The sequence below is a fragment of the Pontibacter kalidii genome (genome assembly GCF_026278245.1).
Lineage (GTDB): Bacteria > Bacteroidota > Bacteroidia > Cytophagales > Hymenobacteraceae > Pontibacter > Pontibacter kalidii.
The window spans coordinates 3,638,330-3,650,161 of record NZ_CP111079.1 but is presented as its reverse complement, the minus strand read 5'-3'; the positions used below and the strand labels follow the sequence as shown (position 1 = coordinate 3,650,161).

6 protein-coding genes are annotated in these 11,832 nt (G+C 55.4%); 1 reads left to right on the top strand and 5 read right to left on the bottom strand.

Features of this window, described 5'->3' with window-relative positions; translation table 11 throughout:
- Nucleotides 1-152 precede the first annotated feature (152 nt).
- Nucleotides 153-845, bottom strand: a complete 693-nt coding sequence (purQ, locus tag OH144_RS15160; protein ID WP_266203122.1) for a phosphoribosylformylglycinamidine synthase subunit PurQ — start codon at nucleotides 843-845, stop codon at nucleotides 153-155.
- Nucleotides 846-980: 135 nt separating this feature from the next.
- On the opposite strand from purQ, the gene OH144_RS15155 reads away from it, so the two are divergent.
- The gene (locus OH144_RS15155; RefSeq protein WP_266203121.1) at nucleotides 981-1,862 is read left to right on the top strand and encodes a YicC/YloC family endoribonuclease; all 882 of its coding nucleotides are present in this window, start codon (nucleotides 981-983) and stop codon (nucleotides 1,860-1,862) included.
- 77 nt (nucleotides 1,863-1,939) lie between these two features.
- Here the strand turns inward: OH144_RS15155 and OH144_RS15150 are convergent, their stop codons facing one another.
- The 4 genes from OH144_RS15150 to sov form a co-directional block, all read right to left on the bottom strand.
- Nucleotides 1,940-3,232: a M28 family metallopeptidase gene (locus OH144_RS15150; RefSeq protein WP_266203120.1), complete on the bottom strand. Its 1,293-nt coding sequence runs from the start codon at nucleotides 3,230-3,232 to the stop codon at nucleotides 1,940-1,942.
- 588 nt (nucleotides 3,233-3,820) lie between these two features.
- Nucleotides 3,821-4,168, bottom strand: coding sequence for a VanZ family protein (locus OH144_RS15145; protein ID WP_266203119.1), 348 nt, complete (start codon nucleotides 4,166-4,168; stop codon nucleotides 3,821-3,823).
- Between the two features lie 51 nt (nucleotides 4,169-4,219).
- Nucleotides 4,220-4,600 (bottom strand): glycine cleavage system protein GcvH, encoded by a 381-nt coding sequence (gene gcvH / locus OH144_RS15140; RefSeq protein ID WP_266203118.1) that lies wholly within the window; start codon nucleotides 4,598-4,600, stop codon nucleotides 4,220-4,222.
- A gap of 59 nt (nucleotides 4,601-4,659) precedes the next feature.
- On the bottom strand, nucleotides 4,660-11,832 hold the full coding sequence (gene sov / locus OH144_RS15135) for a T9SS outer membrane translocon Sov/SprA (protein WP_266203117.1): 7,173 nt from the start codon (nucleotides 11,830-11,832) through the stop codon (nucleotides 4,660-4,662).

The following is an 11,832-nucleotide window of genomic DNA, read 5'->3' as shown; positions in this document are numbered from 1 at the left end:
GGGTACAAAAGTACCGAATTTCTGCTGAAAACCATGAGATAGGCTAGCAGCATTGGTACTACTGATGAAGCCCGCAGTATTTTATAAAAGCCCAAAGCCCCGGCTGAGTAGTCAACCGGGGCTTTGGGCTTTTAAAGTATGGTTTAACTAAACTAGGCGTTTACCAGGTTCAGGATAGACTCGAAAATGGCGCGGCCATCGGTGTTGCCCAGTTCCGGGTCCACGGCGCGCTCCGGGTGCGGCATCATACCGAACACGTTCTTCTGCTCGTTGGCCACACCGGCAATGTTGAGCAGGCTGCCATTGATGTTGTAAATGTCGTGTGTGTCGGCCACGTTGCTGCTATACTTGAACATGATCTGGTCATTGTCCTCGAGTTTGCGCAGCGTTTCCTTGTCGGCGTGGTAGCGGCCTTCGCCATGCGCCACCGGTATTTTATAGGCCTTGTCCAGATCCAGGTTGCGCGTAGGCAGCAGGTTGTTGGTTACCGGCTTGATGTAGACGTTGTCGCAGATAAACTTTTGGTTGGCGTTGCGCAGCAGGGCGCCCGGCAGCAGGCCGGCCTCGGTCAGTATCTGGAAACCGTTGCAGATGCCCATTACATAGCCGCCACGGTTGGCGTGCTGCACCACCTCCTGCATAATTGGAGAGAAGCGTGCAATGGCACCGGAGCGCAGGTAGTCGCCGTAAGAGAAGCCGCCGGGCAGCAGTATAAAATCACATCCTTGCAAATCGTGGTCTTTGTGCCACAGCTTTACGCATTCTTGCCCCAGGCCAAGGCTTATAGCATCAACAAGGTCTTGGTCGCAGTTGGACCCCGGAAAAACTACTACACCAAATTTCATGGCTCAAAAAGTTAAGGAATTTATACGCGCACCGCACACAGTTAACAGCGGCTTTTAACCAGCTTTAGCGCCACTGGCTGCGCAAATTTGAAGAATTATGCCTAATTTGCCAAAGTATCATTTTATAAAGAGCTTATGTTGCAGTCCATGACAGGCTTTGGCAGTGCCCGCCTTGATGCCGACCAGTATTGTATCTCCGTAGAAATCCGCTCGCTCAACTCCAAAAGTATGGACCTGAGCGTGCGCACCCCAAAAGTACTCTCTGACAAAGAGTATGAAATCCGGAATATGGTGCAGAAGGCGCTGGTGCGGGGGAAGGTGAGCGTAAATGTGGAGTTCACGAAGAACAAGACGCAGAAGGCGCGCAATACTGTAAACAAAGACCTGCTAAAGGCCTACTACACAGAGTTGAGCGAGGTGGCCAGCCAGTTGGGAGCCGACAAGGGAGAACTCTTCCGACTGGCCCTGCACATGCCGGAGGTGCTGCAGCAGGAGGAGCAGGACGAAGAGACCGCTGAGGCAGAGTGGAGCCTGGTGCAGCCGCTGCTGCAGGAGGCGCTGCAAGGTATCAACACCTTCCGGGCCGATGAGGGCAAGGCGCTGACGGCTGAGATATTGGCCTACATAGACCGCATCCGTATTCTGCTGGCCGAGATAGACAAACATGATCCGGTGCGCATGGAGCAGATCCGTACCCGCATACGTGGCCACCTGGCGGAGATATCCACCTCCGAGCACTTCGACCAGAATCGTTTTGAGCAGGAGATGATCTATTATATGGAGAAGCTGGACATTGCCGAGGAGAAAGTACGCCTGGTAAACCACCTGCACTACTTCACCGAAACAGTGTACCTGCCGGAGCCAACCGGAAAGAAACTGGGCTTTATCTCGCAGGAAATCGGGCGTGAGATAAACACCATCGGCTCCAAAGCCAACGACGCCACCATTCAGCATCATGTGGTGGAGATGAAGGAGGAACTGGAGAAGATAAAAGAGCAGATCAACAACATCCTGTAAGTATAGCTTACAAGTATAAAAGCCGGAGCCGCTGTAACGTTGTTGCAGCGGCTCCGGCTTTTTAGTGTATACTATTGTTAATTCACTTCATTGTTTGCCATCAGGGCGCCGGCAAAATCAGTTATCAGCTTAAACACCTCCGGAAATCTGGTGAGCGGCAGCTGTGCGGCATGGTCCTGCGGATTATGATAGGCAGCGGTGCCTCCTAAGGTATAAAAGAAGAAGGCGGGCACACCTGCCTCCGAAAAAGGGTAATGGTCGGAGTTGGCGGCCTTGCCCCGGCTTTTGATCTGTGGCAGGCACTGGTGCTGTTCGTTCAGGCGCTGCAACAACTTAAACGCTGGCTCATGTACTTTGCCATTCACCACCATCAGGCCATCGTCGCCAGTGCCCAGCAGGTCCAGGTTTACGAGGAAGGAAATCTGGCGGAGTGGGAAGAGCGGATGCTGCACGTAGTGGAAGGAGCCCAGCAGGCCAGCCTCCTCGGCGGCAAAGGCCATGAACACCATGGTATACTTTGGCCGGTTTTCGGGGCGGCTGTAATGCTGCGCCAGTTCCAGCAGCATGGCGGTGCCGCTGGCATTGTCGTTGGCCCCCGGAAAGTATACTTCCCTACCCTGGCTGCCGAGGTGGTCGTAGTGGGCGGTAAACACCAGCACCGAGTCCGGTTGCTGACTACCCGGGATAAAGCCGATCACATTCTGCGTCTGGTGCTGCGGGTTCAGGTTGGCCTGCACGCTAAAGGTTACTTTTTTGGCCTGCTGCGGCCAAACATGTTGCAGCACCTCCAGCACCGGCACCGCCTCCTGCTGCCTGGCTACGGTGGTGAGCAGGTTTTTGGGCTGAAGTATAATATGCAGTTTTGCCTGCTGCAGCAGTTGCTGGTACTGCACCGGCAGCCCGGCCAAGCGCTTCTGCTCCTGCTGCGGGTACACCAGGGCTACTTTGGAGAAATCCTTGCGGAAAAACTTTTGCGCTGCCCTGGCTTCTGTGAAGATAAGGGTGTCGAGCGGCAGTAGCTTGGCCTTACCGGCCCCTGAGCCGGAAGAAGCCCGTGCTACGAAATCCTGCCCCGGCACCAGCGCCTGCCCGTTTACCTGCAGCTGCGGCGTCTCCACAATGCGGTTCACCGGGAAACTGAACTCCTGGAAGTATGCATCACCTGCCAATGGCTCCAGTCCCATCTCCTCGAATCTGTACTTGAGATACTTCGCCGCTTTCAGGTCGCCGTCGAACGTATAGCCGCGGCCATACATGGTTTTGGAAGTAAGGGTATCCAGGGTTTGCCGAACGCGAGCCATGTCCTGCGCTTGCAGAAGCGTGGGTGCAACCAGGCATAGGGCGAGGAAGGAAGTATAAAGCTTGTTCATGGTGCTAAGATAGAAGATAATTTGGAGTGTAAGATAGGGTTTAACAACCCCGTGCCCGGCCTCGAAATGAGTTCGGGATCTGAGACTTCAAAAGGAGACTACCCCTCCCCTAAGAACAGGAGACGAAGCTAGTACGGAGCCCAACCACCTCTACCCCTCCTTATCTAAGGAGGGGTAGAGGTGGTTGGGCTCCGTTAGTCGCAGCTATCGAACTGATATCCAGTCCTTGGGTTGAGCGCCTATGCGAGTTTTTCCGGTGCCCGTTAAGGGCAGCCCGAGGTACGAGGGCAGGAAAAGCTCCCAGCGCGATGCCCTTATCGAGGGCCCCTACCCCCAGGACGAGCCCTCTCGGGTTGGAGAGTACCAAAGTATGAAGTGAAACGGGTAGGCATTAAGGCCGTGGAGGAAAGGCAGCTAGTAAGGATAGCTTGGCTCCAATTGCAGGAAGCAGGGGCTAGTGAAGTATAGCCGAAGTATAAGGTTTAAAAAGTCACGGGCTGCAAGCCCACGCCAGCGAAACCAAAGCTACAAAAGTATAAACCGGTAAGTATAAAAGTTAGCCTAGCAGCTGAAAGCTAATTACTCCCGCTACCACACATAAATCAACTTGAACAGCACAATACCCAGCAGGCAGCCAATGGTGTTAGCCAGTACATCAATGATATCGCCTTGGCGGCCATAGATAAAGAGGTGCTGCATCAGCTCAATCGAAATACCGAAGAGAGTGCTGATAAGAAGACTGGCGCGGATAGCGTAGCGGTGCAGTTTCGGGTAGGTGAACTGCTTGGACAGTCCCACGATCATCAGGAAGCAAAGCACGCAGAACATGAAGGCGTGCGCAAAGGAATCGAAGGAGATAAGCTCCCAGAGAGAGAGGGAAGCAGGAAGGGAGGGAGAGGGCAGCAGTGTCGTCAGTAGGATCACTGCTGCCCACATAATGGTGAATAGGTTGTAGCGAAGGATCAAAACTACTCCTATACCTTAGCGTTATTGACCAATTACCTCGCGATAGCCTTCAGCTGTAAGCAGGTCTGCTACCTGGCTCGCGTCGCTTATAGACATTTTAATGATCCAGCCTTCGCCATAAGGGTCAGAATTAACCAATTCCGGGTTATCCTCCAGCTTCCCGTTAAACTCCTGTACCGTGCCGCTTAGTGGGCTAAACAGGTCAGAAACGGTCTTAACGGCCTCTACTGTGCCAAATACATCATTCTGGTTGATGTCCTTGTCTACGGTGTCGATGTCAACGTAAACGATGTCGCCGAGCTCGCTCTGAGCAAAGTCAGTGATGCCAACGTAAGCTACGTCGCCTTCTACGCGTACCCACTCGTGGTCTTTGGTATACTTTAAGTTTTCAGGTAGGTTCATGTGATATGTGTTTTTAGATTACTCCTCAAAAATACGCCCTTTTTCTGAATGCTAAAACTTTATTGCAGGCTTACCCGCAACTGAACGCCGCCCTCGGTGACACTGTTGCGGAACGAGGTGGATATTTTTGGATCCGACACCGTGCGCAGCACATACAACTGCAGGTTGAGGCGTTGGCTCAGCACGTAGTCTATGGTTGGGCGCAGCTGCAACTGGCGTGTACCGTTGGTTATCTGGTTCTGGCTGCGCTCCACGCCGGTATTGTCGGTGGAGATGGCGCGCTGCACCGTTTGGTTATCCCGCACCTGCAGGTCCATGCGCATGGTCAGCTCGTTGTCCAGTGTGGTGTTGGTAAACGGCAGCTTAAAGCTGGTGGTGGTGTAGCCGAAGCCGACCACGTAATCCTTCACGTTCGTCTCGGTTATCTGTGCATTCGTCAGGTTCAGCGACAGGTTTCGCTCCAACTTATACTCCAGCCGGCCGGTAAGGTTTGTCTTCGTCCTGAAGTTGACGCCCAGCAGCGGTGCCAGGCGCTCTATCACCGTCAGCTGGTTCACGATAAAGTATGGCTCTATGCGGCCAAACTCGTTCTTCTGCGTCGGGAAGCCCTCCGGCTCCTGCTGATAGGCCAGCGAAGTGGAGTAGCTGGTAATATTGTAGCTAGAGTTGTAAGCATGCAACAAGCTGATCTGGCTGAACCATTTCTGGAAGAGCGGCAGGCGCTCCAGACCGTTATAGGTTACGCTCCAGTTCGGTATCGGCAGGCGGCTGAACGGGTTCTCGTGCTTCGCCTCGTAGCCATTTATCTCACGGCCCTGGTACGCGTACAGGAACGACTTGAGCAACACGTCCTGCGAGTTGAGGCTATACCCTGAGTCGCCGGCGGCGGTGTTGGCAGCCGTCAGTTTGTCGCGCACCACGTGGCGGTTGCGGATAAACTGCTCAAAGGCATCGGACAAGCCATCGTCAGTAGACTCAAACAGCGTACCTAGCGCCATAAACGAGGTGCTGAACGCGCCGGAGGTAAACGGGTTCTGGCGCTGGTCTTCCGTGCCTACGTTGCCAAAGTCATCAAACTCCTTGCGGTAGAACACTTCCTCTATCTCAGACTTGGCGCGGCGCACATCCACCGTTACAGTAAAGTTGCGGAACGGCTCCAGGTTGGCGCGGCCGGTAAAAGTTTCACTAAAGATGCTGCTGAACGGCGTGTTGAGGTACTGGCTGCTGTCGGTGTACCAGCCGTTGCGGTTCATGCGGCTATACAGCTCGTGCAGGTCATACTGCCTGCCAAGTATAAACGGCAGACCCGGTGCCTCAAAGGCATCATCAAAACCGAAGAACTCCGTGTCCGGTAGGTAGCCCGGCAGCATGGAGCCGCGGTTCTCCAGGTACGTTACGTTCAGCGAGCGGGTCATCATCAGCACCCGCGCTAAGCCTCTGAGGAACTTCATCTCGGATGGGGCCTTGGCCGCCGTCGTGTCGTTGGCAGCCGCCTGGGCTGGTTTGGCCGTCGTTGGTGTGTTCACGGCTTTGAGGAACTTTACCTTGTTGTAGAGCTTCACCAGGTCCACCCTGCCGTTTACGCTAAACTCCACGTTGTTCTCAGCCGTGTTTCCAAGTCTAAAGGTAGTATCCTGGTTCAGGGCCGTAGAGCCAGCCGTCCAGATGTAGGTGGTGGCGTAGCGGGTGTCGGCGCTCAGCCAGTCCGTGAGCGGGAACTTGTCGAACGGTAGTTTATAGTTCAGGGCGATGAGCTGATTAAAGTTAGTGTTACGTCCCCCGCTCAGTAGGTTCTCGCGGATCGTCTTGTTCTTATACTGCAACGAGTCGATTTCGCTGTTGATACGGCCATCGGGCTCATCCACCACCGAGCGATTGGTGGCCGTATAGTCCAGCGTAAGGCTCTTGGTCAGGTCCCAGCGCATGTCGTAGATGCGGTTAAAGAAGAACGACTTCTGGAATACCGGCTCAATACCTCGGGTCGTCACAAAGCGCGTTTCCGGGTCCGGACGCTGCAGGTATGTTTCGTTATAGAAACGGTTCAGGTCAGCGCGGAATGAGAAACGGCTCGGCAGCAGCGAGAAGTTAAAGTCCTTGATCAGGCGCAGGTAGGGCGAGTTGAGCTTCTCGCTGTTGGCAAAAGGCTGATAGTTCCTTGGCGTGTTATCGAAGGTATAGGCCAGGCCGCCGGTATAAGTCTTGGTATAGTCGCGGTCAGTTTCAATGTCGGAGAACACGCGCTCGGAGTAGGAGTAGGACACGGCGAAGTTCTCGATATCGTAAATACGCGCTTTAGCCTCCGGGTTGGTACGCTCCTTCCGCACGTTCAGCAGGCTTATGCTTCTGCGCGTTTCCCGCGTAATCACTTCCTTCTTATACTCCTCGCGGGCATCGTCCTCATTAAACTTGGTCAGCGACTGTTCCAGTGGCATGTCCTTGTCCAGCGGGTCGTACTGCGGCTGGGCAGAGGTGACGCCATACTGTACCGTCATCGGCACTTTCACGCCCCACTGCTCCGGCAGGAATTTATCCAGCACCATGTTGGCACTCACGTCGAACTGGGCAATGTCCTCACGGGAGCGTAGCGAGAGCGGCTGCTGCAGGCCTCCAAAACCCACGGTCGTATAACCACCGGTGGCGGTTATGTTGGCAAAGTCAGCCAGCTTAGCGTTCAGGCGGGCGTTGGAGGCCCAGCCGGTACGGTTCACGAAATCAGTCACGCGCAGCTCGTTCACCCAGATACAGGCCGAGTGCGAGCGGGCATCCGTGTTTGGATCTGATGGGTTGCGGATACCGATCATAATGCCCTCTACCTCGCTAAAGTCCGGGTTACCCACCACGCGGATCAGTTTGCCATCGGCCGTAGTCACGGTATAAGGTACAAAAATACTGCCCGGCGCGTTGATGTTACGTTCTGCCTTGGCATCCACCAGCTCCTGCAGCGGGATGTTGACCTCATTTTCAGTAGGCCAGACTGATTCTGCTGTATTGCTTCCGGGAGGCGTGAACTTGAGCGGCACCACGTACTCGTAATAGTTCTGGGTAAAGTCTGTGCCGATACGGATAAAGGCCTGCATCTCCCCGTCTTGTATACCCGGCTCGTCCGACTGCGCGTGGATGAACATCTTCAGCTGCTTATAGGCCAGCAGGTCCAGGGAGAGGTTCTTGAACACAGCCTTTGAGAAGGAATCCTTCAGGTCTTCCACGCACAGCTGCAGCGACTGCTCGTTCTGGCGGCGGTCGTTGGTGGAGGCGTAGTCGCGGAGGCGGTTGATGCCCGGAGGCACCACGTAGGGGATGTTGTTTTCAGACACCTGGTTATTCGGACCGTTCTCCTCGATGTTCACGGTCGAGACGGTAAAGCTGCGGGCATCGTCGGTACAGGTAAGGCAAGGGACACCCTCGGTCAGGGGCTGTTCGAACTTGCGCCACTGGTTCGCCACAAACTGGAACTGCGCCATACGCACCACCACCGGGTCTGCGAAGCCGGTCATGTACAAGCGCATGAAGCGGATGGACTTAAAACCGTTGATATTGCCCACGCTACCCGTTGGCTGGCGCACCGGCACCCGGAACTGGTACCACATGGCTCCACCATCGCCTTCCACTTTGTCCACGATGTAATTTTGCCCTACTTCCAGCTGGCCCGGCGTCAGGTTAATCTTGTACTCGTAATACTGCTCCAGGTCCGAGATAACGTTGTCGCCGTTCAGGTCTTCCTTATCCGGGTAGGCATAGTTGGCAAAGCGGCTGTTCTCCGGCGAGTTGTTCTCCATGCCGTTGAAGTTCTTGTAGCGCTGCAACACGCCCGCGTTCTGCTGGTCATACACCGGGTCCAGGTGGTGGAAGAAGTTATCGGCCGATGGGTCGTCTAACACACTTTGCGGAGGAGCGCCTGGGATGCGGCTTAGAAAAGGGTCCTGGAAATAGGTGCGTTCATCAGCGTCATTCAAGCCATCCAGGCCAATATCCTGCCGCTGCCTGCCCCCAGGTATACCTGTAAAGGCATCTGTCAGGAACTGCTGCTGTGTTACGCGGCCCCAGATGGTCGTCTCCAGGTTCTGCACATCGCTGGCATCGGCGGGAAGGCCATTCTCAAAGGCGTACTCGTTGTCTTTCAGGATGTCTTCGGATACATTGCCCAGGTTCAGCACCAGCTGCCCCGGATCCTTAGGGTTAACGTTGCCGCCAAAAGCACCGTCCCTGCCCTTAGGGCCTTCCATAAATGGATCCATCATCCAGAACTCCATGTACTCGATGTTGGCATTGTCGAAGTCGGTATCGAAGGAGATCTCGCGGCTGATACCACCCCAGTTGTTGCGCGGGTCATTGGCCAGCAGGCCCTGTGGCGTCAGGTTCGGGTTATAGTTGTACTGGCCACGCTCGCGCGGATAGTAGGCTAGGTCAAATGTGTACTCAAAGCTGGTGGAAACCTCGGCATCGCGGCCCTTAAAGACCTCGGTTCTCCGAACAGGGCGCACGTAGTGGTTTTCCAGCTCCTGGTCTGTGATATTATCAGGTTTCAGGTTATTGCTGTTGCGGTAGAAAATTTGATCGATGGTGTACCAGGCCAGCTTGGCGCGGTTGTAGGAGTAGGCCAGGCCCTCGCCAGGTATAAGCGGGGCAGGAGTAGCGGCCACCCGCCAGGTGCTGTTGTTAAAGCCGCCCAAACTATACGGCGTCTCGGCTCCCTCAAAATCATCCAGGTAAGAAGCCCCGTCCTCGTTGGCGTTGGACTTGGACTTGGCCGGCACCAGCTGCGCAAACTCACTGCTGAACGTGATCAGCGAGGGAGCCTTGGTCTGTATCAGCGGAATGGCATCCACAAAGCGCGTCAGCATCCGCGATTCCTTCTGCATGTTGATGTCAAAGCCGTAGATGGTGTTGTTCGTCGGCTCGTCGCCTATACTGACACGGTTGATAAAGGTCTGCTCGTTGAGGTGCAGCACGGTGGCTCCCAGGTTCACGTCGTCGTTCAGGCGGTAATCGAAGCGGGCGCCCAACATGGTGCGCGGCTGTATATTGAGCAGCTCGGCCTTCTCATAAGTCACGCGCAGGTCATTGGCCGAGTTCAGGTAGCTCGGGTTCAGTATTTTGATGCGGCCCAGGTCGTAGAACACCTGGTAATCAGTGCCTTCCTGCAGACGCGTGCCGCCGGAGTACACGGCCACAGAGCCCTCGGCAATCTGGAAGCCCGGCAGCATGATCTCGTCGGTAGCTGTGGAGCGCACCCTGCCCTTGATGTAGAACTTGGCCTTTACGTTGTTCTGCTGCACGTCCGTCTGTGTCTGCTCATACAGCTCCTGAAACACGTACTGCTCGATCAGGTTCGGGTAGCCCTCCAGCTTGCTGGCCAGGTAATCGCCGAACGGCTCTACCTGCGGGAAGTATATCCTGCCGCTCTCGGTATCGATGGTGATGCCGGGCAGGAAGTCGAAGTTGCCGTCGCTCGGCTTGTCGTTGTTCGAGTTGACGTTGTCGAGGTTGAGCACCTCCACCAGCGGGATGTTCTGGATCGGGCTTGGCTCCTTTATACTTGTCAGGTCCACACCTGTCTCATCGTCCTTGTAAACGATCTGCAGCTTGAAGTCCTCGCGGTTTATCTGGGTAGCATCGAGCGCGTACACATTCTTCATCATCAAATCCCAGGTCGGGTAGTTGAGCGAAGGGCTGGTGGCCCGCAGCAACTTCATGTGGATCACTTGGTCTGACTCCAGGTTCTGGTAGTCATCCATCAGCTCGCCTACCTGATAGGTCTTGCCATTGTAAGTATACTCAAAGGCGATGCCCAGCACCTGGTCGGGCAGCAGGGCGGAGTTAAGGGAGATATAACCCAATTGTGGGTTGAACTTATACTCGCTCGGCTCCAGCCTGCGGGCGCGCACGTGCTCAAAGTCGATCCCCTTCTCCAGCCCCAGCGACTGCAGGTAGGCATCCACGCGCGAATTATTGCGGGCGGCGCTGGTCGGTGGGGAGATACGGCTGTAGAGCGAGTTGGCCTGGTTATCGGCAGGGGCAGTGGCAGGCCTTCCGGTATCGAAGGCTTCACGGTAAGGGTCCGCTTCGCCCAGGTCCATGTAGGCGACGATGTTGCGCAGGTTCTCGGTAGAGCGGTTGTTGTTGGTTACGTACAGCTCCACGCGGCGAATCACGATGCCAGAGTTGACGAGCGGCAGGTTTCTAAGCGCATCATTGTAGCGTCCCCTGAAAAACTGCGACAGGTAAAAGTGGCGGTCACGGTCGTAGTTGTCCACCCTGATCTCGAAGGGCTTGTTCTGGCCCCCGTTCTGGATCACTACCTCGTCGTTGGTGCCACGCACGCTGGAGGCAATGGTGGTGACGCCCAAACGGCCAAACTGCAGCTGCGCCTTCACACCGAACAGGTTCTGTGCGCCGGTAATCAGCGAGTTGTTAAGGGGCAGGCTCACGTTACCGGCCTCCACTTTGCGTATGATCTCCTCCTCGTAGCCGGTGTAGTCCAGCTTCATGTTGTTCTCGAAGTCGAAGTTGGCGTTGTTGTCCCAGTTAAAGTTGAGGCGCATCTTCTCACCTATCTTGCCCACCAGGTTCAGGGAGATGTTCTGCTCAAAGTCGAAGTCGCCGGTGCGCTGCTGGCTGAGCGGTATGGTCGGGTTCTCGTTGCGGTTAAAGCGCGCCCCGAATTTGAGCGACACGTTGCCGTTGGGCTGAATATCCACGTAGTTGCCCCCGAAGATGCGGTCGAACACCGGGCTGATGTATAGCTTCGGGATCAGGCGGTTGCTACTGACCACGCTCTCGCCATCCAGGCCGGCGGATTTGGCGCGCCAGTAGTTGCGGATAGCTTCCCGCTGCTGCCACTCCGAGTACTCCCGCATCGACATGGAAGATGGCGGGCGGTACAGCACACTGTCGCCGATGGTCTCGGTGATGTTGTACTGCTGCAGGCTGTCGTCCAGCTCCACGTTCAGTTGCAGGTTGCCGGGCTGGCCAAGCAATAGGGGAGAGCTGCTGCTGCGGGTGCCAAACGGGCTGCCGCGACGGTCGGAGGGGGTAAAAGTAGGCCTGCGGCTTGGGATATACTTTACCGTATCCTGGCGGACCGTATCCTGCCAGGAGAGGAAGTTTTCTATAAGATCCAGGCTTTTTTGATCTGGCACGCGTATCCCTTCCGCCCGCGACCACCAGGCCAGCAATGAGACAGTAGCAACCGTGGCAAGCAGCAGGTTATGCTTTTTACTTTTCCAGATCAA